This window comes from Maridesulfovibrio sp., assembly GCF_963666665.1.
GTDB lineage: Bacteria > Desulfobacterota > Desulfovibrionia > Desulfovibrionales > Desulfovibrionaceae > Maridesulfovibrio.
Window position 1 is genome coordinate 255120 of record NZ_OY762999.1, and the last position, 17534, is coordinate 272653.

12 protein-coding genes are annotated in these 17534 nt (G+C 47.5%); 4 read left to right on the top strand and 8 right to left on the bottom strand.

Translation table 11 applies throughout. The features are described from left to right. The first annotated feature begins 117 nt into the window (after positions 1-117). Positions 118-1767, top strand: a complete 1650-nt coding sequence (locus ACKU40_RS01090; protein WP_320174700.1) for an NAD+ synthase — start codon at positions 118-120, stop codon at positions 1765-1767. Between the two features lie 79 nt (positions 1768-1846). Here the strand turns inward: ACKU40_RS01090 and ACKU40_RS01095 are convergent, their stop codons facing one another. The 4 genes from ACKU40_RS01095 to ACKU40_RS01110 all read right to left on the bottom strand — a co-directional run bounded on the left by ACKU40_RS01095 (position 1847) and on the right by ACKU40_RS01110 (position 5725). Continuing rightward, positions 1847-3067 carry a response regulator gene (locus ACKU40_RS01095; protein WP_320174701.1) on the bottom strand — a complete coding sequence of 407 codons (1221 nt, stop codon included), beginning with the start codon at positions 3065-3067 and terminating at the stop codon, positions 1847-1849. A 158-nt stretch (positions 3068-3225) separates the two neighbouring features. Beyond that, positions 3226-4863: a glycosyltransferase family 39 protein gene (locus ACKU40_RS01100; RefSeq protein WP_320174702.1), complete on the bottom strand. Its 1638-nt coding sequence runs from the start codon at positions 4861-4863 to the stop codon at positions 3226-3228. A 3-nt stretch (positions 4864-4866) separates the two neighbouring features. After that, complete coding sequence (locus ACKU40_RS01105) at positions 4867-5493, bottom strand: phosphatase PAP2 family protein (RefSeq protein ID WP_320174703.1); 627 nt, start codon at positions 5491-5493, stop codon at positions 4867-4869. Between the two features lie 4 nt (positions 5494-5497). Further along, on the bottom strand, positions 5498-5725 hold the full coding sequence (locus ACKU40_RS01110; RefSeq protein WP_320174704.1) for a hypothetical protein: 228 nt from the start codon (positions 5723-5725) through the stop codon (positions 5498-5500). A 192-nt stretch (positions 5726-5917) separates the two neighbouring features. Between ACKU40_RS01110 and ACKU40_RS01115 the strand changes: the two genes are divergently transcribed. Further along, positions 5918-7210, top strand: a complete 1293-nt coding sequence (locus tag ACKU40_RS01115) for a sulfotransferase family 2 domain-containing protein (protein WP_320174705.1) — start codon at positions 5918-5920, stop codon at positions 7208-7210. 106 nt (positions 7211-7316) lie between these two features. On the opposite strand, the gene ACKU40_RS01120 is transcribed toward ACKU40_RS01115, so the two are convergent. After that, a complete protein-coding gene (locus ACKU40_RS01120) occupies positions 7317-9080 on the bottom strand; it encodes a 6-hydroxymethylpterin diphosphokinase MptE-like protein (protein WP_320174706.1) in 1764 nt (587 codons plus the stop codon). A gap of 177 nt (positions 9081-9257) precedes the next feature. Here ACKU40_RS01120 and ACKU40_RS01125 point away from each other — a divergent pair, with 177 nt between their 5' ends. Beyond that, positions 9258-11552: a cysteine synthase gene (locus ACKU40_RS01125; RefSeq protein ID WP_320174707.1), complete on the top strand. Its 2295-nt coding sequence runs from the start codon at positions 9258-9260 to the stop codon at positions 11550-11552. A 266-nt stretch (positions 11553-11818) separates the two neighbouring features. Here the strand turns inward: ACKU40_RS01125 and ACKU40_RS01130 are convergent, their stop codons facing one another. The 3 genes from ACKU40_RS01130 to ACKU40_RS01140 form a co-directional block, all read right to left on the bottom strand. Beyond that, positions 11819-12235: a hypothetical protein gene (locus ACKU40_RS01130; RefSeq protein WP_320174708.1), complete on the bottom strand. Its 417-nt coding sequence runs from the start codon at positions 12233-12235 to the stop codon at positions 11819-11821. Further along, complete coding sequence (locus ACKU40_RS01135; RefSeq protein WP_320174709.1) at positions 12228-13499, bottom strand: AAA family ATPase; 1272 nt, start codon at positions 13497-13499, stop codon at positions 12228-12230. Before ACKU40_RS01135 ends, ACKU40_RS01130 begins: the two co-directional genes overlap by 8 nt. 96 nt (positions 13500-13595) lie before the next feature. Next, on the bottom strand, positions 13596-15953 hold the full coding sequence (locus ACKU40_RS01140; RefSeq protein WP_320174710.1) for an adenylate/guanylate cyclase domain-containing protein: 2358 nt from the start codon (positions 15951-15953) through the stop codon (positions 13596-13598). Positions 15954-16128: 175 nt separating this feature from the next. Between ACKU40_RS01140 and ACKU40_RS01145 the strand changes: the two genes are divergently transcribed. Next, positions 16129-17472 carry a TolC family protein gene (locus ACKU40_RS01145; protein ID WP_320174711.1) on the top strand — a complete coding sequence of 448 codons (1344 nt, stop codon included), beginning with the start codon at positions 16129-16131 and terminating at the stop codon, positions 17470-17472. Positions 17473-17534 lie beyond the last annotated feature (62 nt).

Genomic DNA, 17534 nt, shown 5'->3' on the forward strand with positions numbered 1-17534 from the left:
AGTGCAAGGTTAAGAGTCTGAGAGGCTGATAATTATTTGTCCCCTGACAATGGACAAGTGTTCTTTCAGACGTTAGGTACTCCCCATCCCAAATTTATTAAGGACGGACATGAATAAATGAAAATAGCCCTGTTGCAGCTCAACCTGACAGTTGGCGATCTTGAAGGAAACGTGGAACTCATCCTTGATGGAGTTAAAAGGGCCGCTGAACGCGGTGCAAGACTTTGCCTGACCTCTGAACTTGCCCTGACCGGTTATCCTCCGCGCGACCTGCTGCTCAATGCGGATTTTGTCAGCCGTTGTCGAGAAGCTGTTTCTGAAATTTCCCGACGCATGCCTGAGGGCATGGCTCTTCTGGCAGGTGGAGTTGATCTCAACCATGAGGGAATTGGTAATCCTCTGCGCAACGCCGCATGGCTGATCGAACATGGAGCTGTCCCAAAAGTTTTTTATAAATGGTTGCTGCCAACCTATGATGTATTTGATGAGCAGCGTTATTTTGAACCTGCTGAAAATATAAATTTCTTTGAGTTTGACGGGCTGAAAATCGGGGTGACTATCTGTGAAGATGTCTGGAACGATCGTGAAAACCATAATGGAAGGCGTTACGGAAGTAATCCCATTCCGCAGATTATGGATATGAATCCAGATGTTCTGGTCAACCTTTCCGCTTCGCCTTTCAGCATAGGCAAGCAGCGGACTCGTGAAAAGTTGCTCGGCGATATTGCTTCAAAGTACAAGGTTCCGGTTTTCTATGCCAATCAGGTGGGCGGCAATGATGATCTTGTCTTTGACGGACGCAGCTGCGCTTTTAATACCGACGGCGATCTGGTTGCGCGCGGGCACGGCTTCAAGGAAGACGTGGTTATTGTTGAATCTGATTGTTCTGCCGGACGCATTGAGGAAGACGATTTTTGCGAAGAAGCCGAGGCATGGCAGGCCATGGTTCTCGGATTGCGTGATTATCTCGGCAAGACCGGCTTCAGTAAAGTTGTGCTTGGTCTTTCTGGAGGTATTGATTCAGCCCTGACCGCTGCGGTTGCTGCTGAGGCCCTCGGTGCCGAGAATGTAACCGGGGTGCTTATGCCGTCCCCTTACTCCAGCAAGGGCAGCGTTGATGACTCTCTTGATCTGGTGAAAAATATCGGCATCAATTGCACAACCATCCCCATCGACAAACTCATGAACCAATTTGAGAAGGCCCTCGCGCCGACTTTTGAAGGATTGCCCGCCAACGTTACTGAAGAGAATATCCAGTCCCGTATCCGTGGAAATCTTGTCATGGCTATTTCAAACAAGATGGGCGCGTTGCTGGTCACCACCGGAAACAAAAGTGAACTGGCAGTAGGTTATTGCACCATATACGGTGATATGGCTGGCGGTCTGGCTGTAATATCAGACCTGTACAAGACCCTTGTCTTTCGGGTCTGCCGCTGGCTGAACGAGCAGGGCAGGGGCGAGATTATCCCGGTGGCGATTATCGAGAAACCGCCGTCCGCAGAACTGCGTCCGGGCCAGAAGGATGAGGATTCTCTTCCCCCATATGATGTTCTGGACCGGATCATCGAACTGCGGGTTGAAGGACACAAGGCAGAGAGTGAAATCATTGCTGAAACCGGATTTGAAGCCGAGACTGTTCAGCATGTGCTACGGTTAATCAGGATTTCAGAGTTCAAGCGCAAGCAGGCCGCGCCGGGGCTTAAGATAACTTCAAGAGCCTTCGGTACAGGATGGCGGATGCCCATTGCATGCAGGTTTACCGGATAGTTGCGCCTGTTTTTAAAACGAATTTTATTGAAACAAAATTACAGCCCATCAAGTCTGCAAGGATTTGATGGGCTGTATTTTAATTTTCTTTTGCATCCTCTTCCATTGTTTCTGCGCAAATTTGCAGCCACTCTGGAAGTTTGGAGCTGAATTCATTTTGTTCAAGCCATTCAGCAGAAAGCAGGTGCGGAGCGTATTCACTGTTTTTGACCCGTAACTCATGGTCAAATGAATTCGCGACATGGATGGCTACGGCGGGGCTTAAGTCAACGCTGCCCAGTCGTTGTGGCTTGTGGTGGCAGTAAATGGCTTCAATTATGTCTTCGTCAAATCCCCAGATAGCCAGCAGGTAGGCTCCAATTTCTGCATGGGTGAATCCCAGAATATCTTTTTCCGCTTCAGGTACCGGAATATTGGTTTCACGCACTATGCTCAGGATCGTACTGTATTCATCCGGATATGATGTTGCAAGTACCAGTTTACCTATGTCATGCAGAAAGCCGGCAAGAAAGGTATGTTCGGCCTGTTCATTGCTGCCGCCTTCAGCCTTGATGATGGATCGGGCCATGAGGGCTGTATATTGGCAGTGCTTGCCCAGTTCTTCTATGGAAAAATCAAATTTGGTATTTTTGGTTGAGTTGAACAGATGAATTCCGAGCACCAGTCCTTTGAGGTTGTCCAAACCCAGTAGGGTAACAGCCTGTTCCGGGTTGGTCACTTTGGAATAGAGACCGAAAAATGGCGAATTTACCAGCTTGAGCAGCCCGGCGGTCATGCTCATGTCTTCTCCGATCATTTTACCGATATTGCTGATCAGCACATCTTCTTTGTTCAACTCTCTTTCAAGCTTGAGGAATAGTTCCGGCATGGTGGGGAGTTCTTCAATTGAAGCAATACCTTTTGCCGCACGTTCGTTAAGAAAGATGTTTTTAAGACGCAGGCTTTTTTTTATTTTTCCGATCAACTCCGATTGGGTATACGGCTTGGTAATGAATTGGTGGGCGTATTTAACAAACTTAAGGTAGTTCTCTGAATTTACCGACTCGGAAATAATGAACCTGATACTTCCGGGCTGGCGGTATTTGATTTCATCAAGGAGTTCATCTCCCTCGAATCCATCGACATTAAGTTCCATGGCAATGATATCATAAGGTCTTGTCCTAAGCTGTTCCATGGCTTCTTCTTTGTTTGAAGCGTAATCAACCTGCCAGCGCTTTTTTAAAGCACTCAGTTGTTTATCAAGCATTCTCAGCTGTTCTTTATCGTTGTCGATAAAAAGTATGTTCTTAGAGCGTCCCATAATCATCTCCAGAAATATGAAATGTATCGGATGTATAGCCGGTTGTGACTGTTGCTTATGGTTTGACGATAGCACGGTACTGGTGTTTTGGAAAATAAAAAACCCAGTTCCCTGTAAGATGGGAGCTGGGTTTTATTGAGTTCTATTGTCGAGTTTGGTTATTTTTTAATCAGCAAATAGGGCCGGTCAGAGATAAACTGCTCATTAACAACAGTGATACCTTCGGGACGGTTTTCCCAGCGGTCGTAGTATTTTTTCTGCATGACCAGAATTACGTTGTCTTTTTCCGCGAGGACCTTTTCGATTTCTTCAAGATCGCTGGTTTCGTGTATGTTGGTTCCGGCGTAGTAAGAGAAAATGCCGGAATAAATCTTGTGGGCTATGGGATAGCTGCCTTCCGCAACGTATTCCCTCATTATTTCCCCGGTCTGGCGGGGGCTCATGAGGGGATCAAGCGAGGGCAGGGTCATCAGGGCCAGCGGCTGGAGCCAGAGAACCATGGCTGCGGTCATGACCAGCAAACCTTTATATGCCCCTGAATCTTTGAATTTAAGCAGGGCCAGTCCGGCAAGTCCCATGATCAGGACTGTGAAAGAGAGCCCGTGCAGGGTGATGTCAAAGGGGATCAGCACTTCGGCAAAAGGTGCTGCCACAGCGAGCAGCAGATAGAATCCGCCAATGGCAAACCATAGTTTTTTGGAATTGAGAACCGGTTCCTGTCCGTCTTCGCCGAGCAGTCCACGTGCGGTCAGCATGGCGAGGGGGGCGAAAAGGGGCAGGATGTAAATCAGAACCTTGATGCTCAAACAGGTCAGCAGCACAAAGCCGCTGATGAACATGATCCATGCCCAGTCCCGGCCTTCGTTTTCTGATTCCTTGCGCAGGGAAGTTACTTTTACCCAGTGGTCAATGGAGAATCTTTTTTTCAGCGGTGCGGCGAAGATAGCCAGTGTCCACGGCAGCCATGCCAGCGGGAAGGCGATCAGGTAATACTGAAAAGGTTCTTCGTGGTGGAAGGAGCTTACAGCGCGCTGGTAGATTTGCTTGTAGAAGATATTGTGAATGAAAGATGATCCGTCCACAACAAGTGCTCCGACAACCCAGGCCAGCAGGATTGCCAGCAGGATGCCAAGGCCTTTGAGCAGTCCTTTGTCGCGCAGTAGTCCTGTCTTGCCTTTCCAGATTAGGAAGCAGGCCGCAGTGAGCAGGGGGAAGATGAGTCCCAGAGGGCCTTTGGTTAGGGTTGCTATTCCCATGAATCCGAATGCCCAGAGGAAGTATCTTCCGGAATCCCGGTTCTGAAAGCCTTTATAAAGACAGATGTTGGCCCAGAGGATGAAACCGCCGAAGAGCAGGTCCATACGCGAATAATGGGCTATGCCGATGAAGAAAATATTGCTCAGCAGCACCAGTCCGGTGGCAAGGGCTGTCTTGCGTCCGCAGCCGAGGGTGCGGGCAAAGGCCACAGTGGAAAGCAGGAAAAAGGCAGCGGAAAGTGCCGAACCGAGGAAAAACACACTGATGCCGTCTGCCGGAGTCAGTGTGTCGATCAGGGATAGGAACCAGAAGTACACCGGCGGTTTGTCCGGGTAGGCAACACCGTTCAAATACATGACCAGCCAGTGTCCGGCATCCATCATCTGGGTGTAGACATCGGCATAGCGGACTTCATCGGAAAACCACAGTGAACGGTAATCCATGGTGAAGATGGACTGCAGGAAGAGAATGAACAGGACACTGAGCCACGGGTTGGCTTCCATGATGTCCCAGATGAACGGTCTTTTTTCATAGCGCATGGACTAGTCCTCTTTGGAAAAAAGGTGAATTGCGAATCCGGCTACTGATCCAAGCATCCAGCCGCAGAAAACATCGCTGGGATGGTGCCAGTTCAAGTAAATTCGACTGAAGGCCACGGTTGCGGAAAAAATGCCCAGCCCCAGGGTCAGCAGCAGGTTTCGGTAACGTAGAATCAAGGGCAGGCTTGCCCCGTAAATTTCACATGTATGGCCCGAAGGCATGGAATGATAGGCTCCCTTCATTGACATCGGTTCGAAGAATGTTCCTTCGCCCGGACGGGGTTTGCCTATGGCTATTTTCAGAAAGCGCACTGCGATCAGGCTGACAGCCAACTGCACAGCGATAAAAACGAGGGCAAAACGCAACCGTGATTTATCCGTCTTGCGCTGTTTAATCCCTGTGATCAGAAACCAGATGTAAATCGGGTAAAGGGCTGCGTTGCCCCAGTTGGTCACGATTTTAGCAAAGGATTTGATATCCGGGTGCGCCTGTGAATGGGCCTTGAAAAAGGCCAGTACTTCCGCTTCGCTGCCGAAATTGAAAAAAAAGGCTGCGAATATCAGCATCAGGGGCAGGGAGCCCAGAAAGTAATGGCAGAGGGTCTGGTTTTTAAAAATGAACGAATTCAATTGCCTACTCCTCGCCATCATCGGATTTTTCCTTTGCAGAAGCATCATCCGGGTGCTTGTCTGTGGTGAATTTATACCATGTCTCCTTGTCCGTATTGAGATCAGCAAGGACTTCGGAAAGTTTTTTTCCTTCCTTTTTCCAGTACTTGTATTCGTGGTCCGGACAAGAGAACGGGATAACCAGTGTGCCGTCTTCCATGAGATAGGGCATGTCTTGCTTATTATCACTCATGGGCACGGTTTACACGCTGACGGGAGAGGATTCAAGGGAATCATTTCGATAAATATGGTTTTAGTTATTGCCGTATTAAATTGCATCTTGATCGTAGTTGTGTATAGGGTTCTATATATTATGGTATAAGATAGAGTTCTGTAGATAGTTGTTTACTTTTGTTTTTGATGAGTACAAAGGAATGGTGTGTTTATGAAATATAATTATATTCATAATCTTGATGATATCGAATTTGGTTCTGATGTCGTTATTTATGGCCTTGGAGGAACGGCAAAGGAATTGTTTTTTGCTTTAAATAGAACTCGTCCGGATGTAAATATACGATGTTTTATGGATAGTACTAGTTGTTCTGGAGAACTTTGTTGTATTCCTGTCTTTAATGTAGGTACTCTCAACATGTTTAAGGATTGTAAGGTAGTTGTTGCATCTGTTTTTTATGAAGAAATTGCAGAAAAGTTATACGCATATGGATGTAAAGATTTTTCAGTTTTTGTGGAACATTGTTGTTTTTTAGATGTATATAGAGATTTGTTCGAAATCCCTGAGAAAAAGATGTCCATTTTTTCAAGTCTTCCAGATATGGAAGATGATGACTGTTTATATGTATTTAATGTCAGTAGTAGAGCAGATGGCCCCGGAGCGGTACGCAACGTGTTGGGGGATTGTACTTCCTTACCGTTAAAGCACTTTTTTGTTGACTTGCTGGACTATGACCATGAACAAACCTTCGCTGCTATTGACCTCTCTAAGGTTAAAGATATTTGTATTATCGATATTAATGGCCGTAAAACGCAACTTGCAGCTTTGGCTGCATATATTACTTCCGATCTTGGAAGGTCGATTTCTATATATAAAAGTCCCATCGGAATCAGGAATTTTTCAGTCATTGAGGGCAGAAAACTTTTATTTCTTGAAATCTGTAAGAATGGAGCATCAAGTTCTGTTGGTATTTTAAGGCAGATTTTTGATAAATATAAAGACCAATGTTTCCAGTTTAAAGAGCTTAGAAATTGTAGCGATATCACGGATCCTTATTTTGAAGATTATTTGAAATTTGCTATTGTCAGAAATCCATATGAACGACTTGCTTCCTTATATGCCCACGTAATGCGGGAAGCACCGAATAAATTTTTGTACCCTTTGTTAAGTAAAATCGTTGGGCAGCTTAACTTTGAAGATTTCTGTAGAATTATAGCTACTTGCCCGGATGAATTTTCTGATGTTCACTTCATGTCTCAGACAGCACATTTGACCTTGCCGGAAGGTCTGCTAGATGATTTTACGCTATTAAGACTGGAGAATTTTGCTGACGATATGAAGAGTTTCTTTTCTGCGCTTGGGGAAGAGATTGAAATCCCACATAAAAATAAATCCAGACCCGATAAGGTCGATTACATTGAGGATTACTACACCCCGGAGCTGATTAAGCTGGTAAATGAGCGTTACGAGGATGATTTTATAAATTTCGGGTACAAGTTTTTGTAATCTTTCTATGAATTTCAATGCGAAAGTCCCTTGCAGCGGGCAGGTGCTGCAAGGGACTTCCTTATGATGAATTAACTTACTGGACGTTCTTGTCTGATTGATCCTTTCAGGCCGCTTTACGGTTGCCGGACACGTTCATGGCCCGGTCCATGTGGCGCACCTTGGTCAGGATTTTTTTGATGATCCTCTTGTAATGGGGCAGGTCTTTGGGCACGTAATGTGACTTTGCCCTTGCCAGCCCCGCCATATCGAGGATTTCGTTGTACAGGTAAGGCAGGTAGAGCAGGTCCTGCCTGATGAAGAAATAGACTTCGTGTAGTGCCTTGTGGATTTCTTCCTGATTCTTACCGTGCTTGCGGAAAAGTTTTTCCATTCGTTTGGTGACGTGATTCAGGGATGCTGTCCACCTCGGGCTGCGCGGTTCGAATACCGGGATGTTGCGCGGAGTTGCGGTCATATTAATGGCTGTTTTGAAATGTTCCATGCTGCCCGGAACTGCCGAGAGCAGGCCTTCCATGTTGACCGCATTCATATCCACATTGCGGGTGCCTTCGATTACTGCACAGCCGCCGTACAGGTTGTAGAACGGTACACGCAGTTTCTTGATGTCATCTTCCATTTCACGCTTGGAAGTTATGTACTGAATGGTGGAGGTCAGCTTTTCGCCGTCCGCGTTTTCCAATTCCACCAGCATGGCCGGGTTGTATTGAGCTCCTGAGTTCTGGTGACCGGATGCGTGGGAAACCTGACCTTTCCATGCGAAGTCCTGACCAACCATCAGAACATGGTTGAATCCGCACCAGTCGAGAAATCTTGCCAGAGTGATACTGACGTTACTACCGGCGTCAAAAACTTCTTCATGGTTGTTCAGGGCAAAGGTTCCCAGTCCTCCGACGGTCCACATGGGGATGGTCGGTCCGGGGTAGGCGGCAAGTACTTCGTGATCCAGCTTGGTAGAGTAGATGAGTGGAATATCTTTGGCCCATTCATGATCCAACTGGCCGTATACACGGCTCATGGATGCGTTGTAGTCAATACCAATGCAGAAGTGGGGCTTGATTCCGGTTTTCTGCACAGCGGGGAGACCCTGCAGCGAGGTGGTGAATACTGCTTGTCCGGGATTCTTTGCCAGTTCAGGACCGAACTGGGCCAGAGATGGACCTGCGCCGAGAATGACTGCGCCCATGCCGCGTCCTGCGCCCTTGAGCGGAGCAATGCTGCCGTCTCCAAGGATGCGCGAAAAGTTATCCAGTTCGTTTCCGACCATGACGTCCTGCTTCAGGCGCAGGGTGGTCATCTCAACGGTAAATGATTCCAGCTTGTTGCGGATGGTTGCGGACCAGCGGGCGTATTCCGGTCCGATCTGCTGGCTGGGGATATCCAGCCTCAAATATATTTTGCCGTATACGAATTGAAGGTCGAGTTCTTTAATGATATTCATCAGGCTGTTTTCATCGACCGGGCAAAAATGGAGCTTGCCGGCCTTCATGAAAGGACGGTAGTCGGTCTGGCCCAGACAGGCGAGCAGCATCTCAGGATTCGGCTCGCTGACAATGACTTTGTGGGTGTCGGGAGTGTTCATCAATACCTGATTGACACCGTAGCCCACGTTGCAGCCTACAATGATGGTGGCACTTGTCTCGGGTTTGTCTTTGGCCTGCCAGCTATTGTAGATCATGTTGGGCGTGACGGATTCAAACATGCCGCTGCCGTTTTCCATTTTCCAGTCGAGAATGTCCCACTTATTCTTGAAGAGAGATTCTTTCAGTTTCTCTTCGTCAATATCCTGACTGCTCAGCCAGGAATAAAAGGGCGGGTTGTATGTTGCAAGAGCTTCGATGTTGTCTTTAAGAAAAGGATAGGCTGACATTTGTTCCGTCCTTGGCAGACTGTTTATTAGCTGTAATTAGCCGGGTTCATTCCTTGCCCCGGATTTCAAACACTGATGATCTACTGCCTCTTGTTTGCAAAATGATTGCCAGAAGTAAAAAGGACGCGGCCTGAAATTCATTTTCTTAAAGATAATTAGTTGAAAGGATTATATAAAATGTTTGCGCGTGATATTCTTGAGCTGGTCGGAGGAACCCCCCTTGTTGAGATGCGGGTCCTAAATCCCAATAAAAATGTCAAGATTCTGGCCAAGCTGGAAGCCATGAATCCCGGCGGTTCCATCAAGGACCGTGCAGCCGGGGCCATGATTCGCAAAGCCGAGAAAAGCGGGGAACTGACCCCGGATAAAATTATTATCGAGGCCACTTCCGGGAATACCGGAATCGGGCTGGCTATGGCTTGTGCTGTTCGCGGTTACAAGCTGATGCTGATCATGCCGGAGACCGCTTCCGAGGAACGTAAGATGATTATGCGTGCCTACGGGGCCGAGATTATGCTCACCCCCGGCCACCTTGCTACTGACGGTGCCATTGAACAGGCTTACCGTTTCTACCGTGAGGAGCCGGAAAAATATCTGCTCATGGACCAGTATAATAACGAGGCCTCCATTGAGGCTCATTATGAGGGAACCGGACAGGAAATCTGGGATCAGACCGAAGGTAAAGTAACCCACGTTGTTGCTTGCCTCGGTACTACCGGAACAGTCATGGGTATCACCAAGCGGCTCAAGGAGCTTAACAAGAATATCCAGATGATCGCCGTGGAGCCTGAGCCGGGGCACAAGATTCAGGGTCTTAAAAATATGCAGGAATCCTATCCTCCCGGAATCTACGACAAGCAGAAGCTGGACCGCGTTATTCGGGTACAGGATAACGATGCTTTTGAATCCTGCCGTCGTCTTGCCAAGGAAGAGGGCGTATTTGTGGGTATGAGTTCCGGCGCTGCCATGGCCGGGGCTGCCGCTATTGCTTCCGAGCTTGAAGACGGGCTGGTTGTGGCGATTTTTCCCGATGGCGGTGAACGCTACCTTTCCACCCCGTTGTTCCGTCCGCAGGTTTTGAAAGGACCGAAAATTTTTGATCAGAGCAGCGGTGCTGATCGTGTCCTTTCCATTTCCGAAGCTGAAACCGGACTTTTCACCATGGGACCGTCATTCGACAATCCTTATGATCCAGAGGTGTTCAGACGCATAGTGCTGCTCGATGTTCTGGCTCGTCATCTGGAACGCGAGGGCGCCAAGGTTTCCGCGCTCGTTGGGCTGGCTGACCTTGAGGATCAGACCCTTGCTGCTTCCCGTGAGCGGGGTGTGGACCGGGAGACTTTTTCTACAGAGATTGCCACTGCTGTACGTAAGGCCGCTTATCTGCTGGGCGTGCGCAAGTCCATGCGCTTTGAGCGTGCCTCGGAGTCCGTGGACCGCACTGTGGAGCTTTGCCGAGCTCTGCTCGCTCATGGTTTGGCTTACGAGAAGCTGCGGTCCGTGTATTTTGATATCTCACGCGACAAGGGCTACGGGCAGATGTCCAACATGGATATCGATAAGGTAAGCCTTGGCAAGACCGTGGACATGGATGATTACGTAAAGGAAAATCCGCGAGATTTCACTCTGCTCAAGCGGGCAACCCTGCAGGACCTCAAGCTCGGCGATATCATCGAAACCGAGTGGGGTAATGTGCGGCCCAGCTGGTTTATGCAGCAGGCAGTGACCGCTCTCGAAGGTCTGCCCGGAGTAAGTCTTGTGCTTGCCGGGGAAATCCATCGCTTTCCGCATCTGGAAAATCTGCGCGCTATCTGGGCCGGAGCCAGAGTCGCTCCGCAGGCGTGGATGGTGGCCCAGCCTGTACTTCCCGGCGGTCCGGTATTGCCCTGTGTGGATGAGCTTTTGGAGCAGTCCGGTCAGCCCATAGCCGTGCGTATGTGGATGCTTTCTTCATCCTACAAGAAACCGCTGGTGTGCAGCGAACAGTCCATTTCCATGTGGGTCAAGAACCAGCAGAAATTGCAGGATCTTGCCGCAGGCTTGAGCATTCACGCCGGGGATTCCGGCCAGCTTTCCGAGGACATCGATCAAGAGGTCTTCACCCTCAAGTCCGGCCTTTCACAGGCCCTGAATGACAACCTCATGCTGCACCGTTTCTGGCCGATCCTGTTCAGCTTCACCAAGACCATCAACTCCCTGCTGGGCAGTGGTAAGCTTTCCGCCAAGGAAGCAAAGTTCTGCCTCGACCAGCTCCTTGAAGTGGACGACATCCTAGGCATTCTCGATCATGAGGCCATGCCCGTGCCGTTCGTATCATTGCCCGAAGAGGCCAAAGAGCTGCTCGAACAACGCGAACTTGCCCGAGCAAACAAAGACTTTACCACAGCCGACGGCCTGCGCGATAAGCTTTTGGACCTGGGCTTCAACGTAGAAGACAGCTCCGAGGGAGCGCGGGTTTTTCGGGTTAGGTAATGGATAATTTCCATTGCATAGAATGCGGGGCGGATATTTCTGATCTGCCTGCCAAGTGCCCGAATTGCGGACATGGGTACACCTATGAGTTGGAACGACCATCGTTGGGGTTTTGGTCTAGCTTTTGGGCAGGATTCAGGAAAACGTTTTGGTGGTTGATTGCAGTGGCTTTAGCCGTTTCGGGATTGATCTATCAAATTTAAATTGTTTGGGATAAAGTAAAGCCCTCCTTCGGAATTTCCGGGGGAGGGCTTTGATCTTTAGAGCTAAAGCTTATGAGTAACGGGAGAACGTTCACAAATCATTTTGAGTTTGTGTTTCAGCATCAATGCTCGTTTTTGTGTTTGTATAAAGCTACTTTCTTTAGGTCTTCCTGTGAAAGCAATAATTCCAGTTTTGCTTTTTGAGCTGTGTGATTTTTGGTAGTGATTGACGGCGACAAGGACTTGTTTGTGTGCTTTGCGTACATCTGAACCTTTCAATTCAACATACAAAGCCCGTTTATCTGTCGTGACGACATAATCGCAGGCTGTTTCGTTTTTCATTTCACAGCCATCAAATTCAATAACTGTAAATTTTGTTTGAGTTTTATTTTCAAGTCTGACTGATGCTTTTGATCCGGTTTTTCTGTCTTCAAGAATATGACTTTTTTTCTTGAGTACTTTCTCGCAATCCTTAGGCATTCGCAGCCTCTTCTTCGAATTCAATATCCAAAATTTTATTGAATTCACTTCCAATTACATCGGAAACATCATCAATGCTGTCAGCGTCAATTAGTCCTGTCTCTTCATCCATGATGGAGCGAACTGTTCCGTCTTCGTTCACCATGTATGCGGCTACATCTTCTGCTTTTAGCCATTCGCTTTCAGGAATGATTTCCATTACTTTAGCTGCCTTTTCTTCGCTTTGACTGGCTACGGTATTCGCATAAATAAGTGTATTTACTGTTGTCAGCAGATAAGGGCTGTGGGTTGTTAATGTTATGTTCGTTCTTGTTTGGTTGTGTATTTCTGCTATGTATCGGGTCAGCAGGTTTTGGGCATCTGGGAATATGTGTGCTTCTGGTTCTTCAATGTAGGTGTGTTGTACAGAAGCTTCGCTGACTTTGTTTAATCCTACTAAAATGGGTAGTGTTGCTTGTTGCCCTGATGACGCATTAGCTAGACTTACAAGTCTTCCGTTTTCATTTATAACGTATCCTGAGTCCTGTCGTTCAATTTGTCCGTTGGTTATGGAGTTTAAGTTTTTGCATGTGAGAGGTTTGTCAGCGGTATCTCTTTTAAGTTGTCTCGAGTAAGTTTGTCCAAAGCGTACTAGTAATGCGTCTATGTTGCTTTCTCTCATCCAAAAAGAGTTGTCTGAAATAATATTAACAAGTGATCTTGAAGCTGGGATAAATAAATGTGCTGAGTCTAAACTTGTGTTTAAGGCGTTTAGAAAATTTTCAAATGAATTTTTAAAATTTAGTGAAGTAGAATAAAATTCATTCGATGTGTCTTCAATCTTATCTAACCTCTCTTTTATTTCTATGTACGATTGATACATATTTTTTAGATCTGTATTGATCTTTTTTGAATTCCTAACTGTGCGTTCAGCTTTTGGGTCATTGCTAAATAAATATTTACTTGGAATTAGGCCTTTTGAGTTGAATTCCCATGTACTTCTATTTTCTGCAGATAGTGTGATGTTGAACTTATTGTTAAGTGACCTTTTTTCAAATATGGAATAGAAAAGTTGGAAGAAGTTATTATTTAATTCATTATGCGGCTTTATCTCTTCTAATGAAAGGCTTTGCATTTCGTAAGTGTTGATTATTTCTTCCATGAAATACAACATCTTCGCAATCAAACTCTTCCCCGCAGCCTGCGGACCGATCAGTATGTTGAATTTTTTGAAATCCAGTTCGGCGTGCTTGATATTGTAAAAATTCTCGATCAGTAATTTCATGTTTTCCTCGCAAAGTTATACCCTTGAAGTTCTTCATTATCGGGGAATTGTCAATATCGCCTGAGAATTTTTCATTAAACGGGTCTGTTCGCGTTTCTACTTCTTAGTCATCCGATAAACCCCATCCCAAAGTTCTCCTTCGGGGACAGGCGGATTGATCTTGTGCTCCTCGGCGCGTTTGATGAACACGTCTGAGGGGGTGAATTTGGTGTCGTCGTATAGTTCGTATTTGTTGGCTTCCTGATACAGCTCAATGGCCTTGTCCCAGTTCTGGGCGACGTATTCTTCTCGTGCTTTGGCGAAGAGGTCGAAGAGGATTTCTTCGCTTTCGGTAAGGCCGCCTTTCATGGCTACCAGCTCGTAGATTCGGACCGGTTCGTTCTTACCGACAACCTGAATGTTATCGATAAGTCGTGCTTCCACGAGGTCAAGAATCTTGTGGGTTTGGCCGTCTACTTCCACTTCCTGATCCAGCGTGAAATGAGACACCGCAGTGAATATGCCGAACTGCTTGGCTCCTTCCTCCAGACGGGCTGCGAGGTTAACAGCGTCACCCATCATGGTGTAGTTCATGCGCATGGATGAACCCATGTTGCCGACCACGATTTCACCGGAGTTAACCCCGATTCTTGTGCGCATGTTGTGGACAACTCTGGGCCATTTTTCGCCTTTGGCCCATTGCTCTTCGGGGAAATTCTTGGTGTTGCGGTCCGGTTCATCGGGCAGCTGTCTTTCCTTGGCCCATTTTTCGCGTAATTCGATTCCTGATCGCTGCATTTTCACTGCCACACGGCAGGCGCGCAGGGCGTGGTCCGGCACATCCATGGGCGCGCCGAAAAAGGCGATAATCGCATCACCTTCATATTTATCGAGAGTTCCTTTTTCTTCGATGAGGATGTCGGTCATGACCGAGAGATATTCGTTGAGCAGTTCAACCAGCTGCGGAGCGGTAAGCTTTTCCGAGAAGGTTGAGAAGCTTTGGATATCGGTGAAGTAGGCTGTGATTTCTCTTGCTTCGCCACCGAGTTCCGGCATTTCGCGGTTGCTGAACATCTCATCGATAAGTTCCGGAGCCAGATAAGATGAGAATGTGGCCTGCAGGAATTTTTTCTGTCCTTCTTCCCGCCAAAATTTGATTAGAGTCAGCAAGGTGAAGTTTGTACCCAGTGCTATCAGTGCATACATTGGGGTCAGGTACGCGCTATATTCCTGAAAAACATGCAGTGATCCGTAAACAATACCGGCACCCATGACCGCGATAGGCAGGATCATCCACATTGAACGGGACCATGTCAGCAGAATCATGGAGATGATACCCGCAGCGAGGACCAGTAGCAGTTCCAGACCGGGAACCCAGTCCGGCTTGAGCAGGAAGTCACGGGTCAGGATGTTGTCCACTATGGTGGCATGGACTTCAACTCCGGGATAGTCCGAAGCAAAAGGGGTAACTCTTAAATCGCGCAATCCTGCGGCAGAGGTACCCATAAATATGATTTTACCATTCAATTCTTTTTCACCGACCTTGCCGCTGAGGATGTCCTTGGCGCTGTAGTAGGGAAATTCTTCCATGCCGCCCCGGTAGCGGACCAGCATCTGCCCCTTGGCATCAACCGGTATGGTTGTTTTGCCTACGCGGATGGATTCAATGCCGATGGGACTTGTTTTGGCAATGATGTTCTTGCGTCCCAACGCCTTCATAAGTGTGGCAAGGGCGAGGCTTGGGTATTGCTTGCCGTCCTTGGTGATAATCAGCGGAACCCGGCGGACAACTCCGTCATAGTCGGTGATTGAATTATAGAAGCCGCACAGAGGTGAAGCTTTTGCCAATACGGGCAGCGGACAGATTGCGTCCAGTGCATTCAGGGTCAAATCCTTGAGCGGAGGCGCTCCCTTGGCTTTGATCTGGGCAATGGGTACCGGTTTGACAAAGCAGGGCTGGGCATTCACGGATGGAGTCTGTTCTTCAATAAAGTCAAAGTAGAATCCGAGCACAAAACGTCCGTTTTTAAGGACGTCAGCCAAGACCAGATCATTGTCCATTAATCCTTGAGGCAGCCCTTTGAAATTAACCGCTACGCCCAATTCTTCTTGCAAGCTTTTTTTAATGGTGGCCGGGGAGGTGCGGTCCGGCTCGCCGATGAGAATATCAAGCCCGGTTGAGAGTGCTCCGGCCTGCTGTATTTTAGCCAGCAGCAGTGCCATACGGTAGCGGGGCCACGGCCATTGTCCCAGTTCCGCAAGGCTTTCATCATCAATATCAACGATTACCGGAATATTGGTTTTGGTACCCACAGGGCTGGAGCGCATAAATTGGTCATAGATTTTGTAATCCACGAACTGCAGGATCGGGGGCTGAAAAATATAAAGGGAAGCCACCAAAACAGAGACAGCAACCCCGGTTAGGAGTAGAAAAAATGAATCAGAACCGGCTATTTTTTTTAGTGCACGCAGCATTTTTTTTGGATGTAGGCTAAAATTTATGTTAAAAGATATTAGTAAATACTATTATATATGTATGAATCATCTGGATTTTTCAATTAAATTTATATATATATGTAACAATAAAATAAAAACAAGAAAACTTTTTGTTTTATCTGATTAATATGTTTATTTTTTTTGGGAGGGTTGTGTGGTGAAAGCAATTAAGGTCTTAATTTTGAGTTTGGCGCTCTGCCTGCTGGCAGGGGTGTTCAGCATTGCTTCGGCACAGCAGGAAATGGCTCCTATGAATCCTGATCAGGCTGACGGTAAGCCTTATCTTAGAGCAATCCTCAATGATCTTCTTTCAACTCATGACCGTATCAAGGCTGCTGAAGCGCGAGTTGAATCCGCTGAACACCTTGTATCCCAGAGTTGGTCCGGCTGGACTCCAACTTTTGATGTTTCCGTGGAGGGCGGGCGCGAAGAAATTGATAAGCCTGGTGGCGGAACCAACAAAGGACGTAACGAAGAAAGAATTCAGGCCACCCAGCTCCTCTGGGACTTCGGCGGTGTGAATAGTGATATCGACAGCAGCAAAGCCCTGCTGAACGAATATAAGGCTGTTCTCGAACAGATCCGTCAGGAACTGATGATTCAGGGTGTTGAAGCTTATCTCGGCTTGATCCGGGCAAGGGAAACCCTTAAATACGCCATTCAGTCCGAAGAAAGCATGAAGCGTCTTTCCGGTATGGAAGAGACTTTGGTTAAGCGCGGGGCAGGGCTTTCCTATAAGGAGCTCCAGATTAAGGCCCAGCTTGCCGGGGCTACTTCATACAGAGTGACAATTGAGCGTTCCCTGCAGACTGCACGCAACCGTTTCAAGGCTGTTTACGGTTTCCCCATTGCTATGGATGAAATCGATAAGATGGTTCCGGTTCCCATGCCTGCCGGCTATATGCCTGCATCACTCGATGATGCTATCACTCAGGCTCAGGCCCAGAACCCGCTGTTGCTGCAGCTTAAATTTTCCAAGGAAAGGCTTTACCACGATGTTAATGTGCAGGAAGCCACCCTTTACCCTAAGTTCGAATTTGTACTTGAAGGCAAAAGACGGGAACAGGATCAGGGTGCCAGCGGTGTAAGAACCGAGAACAAGGCAACTTTTCAGGTTGGCTACTCCGGTTTTTCCGGCCTGTATGAATACGAGGCCACTCAGTCCGCCAAGGCCAATCTGCGTGAAATCCGCAAGCAGACCCTTGATGTGCGCCGCACTGTTGAGGAAAATGTCCGCAATGCATGGCTTGAGCTCATGACTCTGCGTAAGAACGCTGAACTCTACAGGACTCAGGCTAACATCACCGCGGAATTCCTTGAGCTGATCAAGAAAAAGAGAGCCACTGGTGAGCAGGTGGAACTTCTTGATATCCTCGTAGGTGAAAGGGATTACTCTACAGCCACCAGCGCCAGCGTCACTGCTGACATTGATAACATTATCTTTGCCTACAAGCTTCTCTATGAAATGGGCATGATGAACATTGATGTTTTCAAATAAGCTTTAAGCGTAATTTAGAAGTTTACTGAAAATTCCATGTGTGCATGCTCATGGAATTTTCT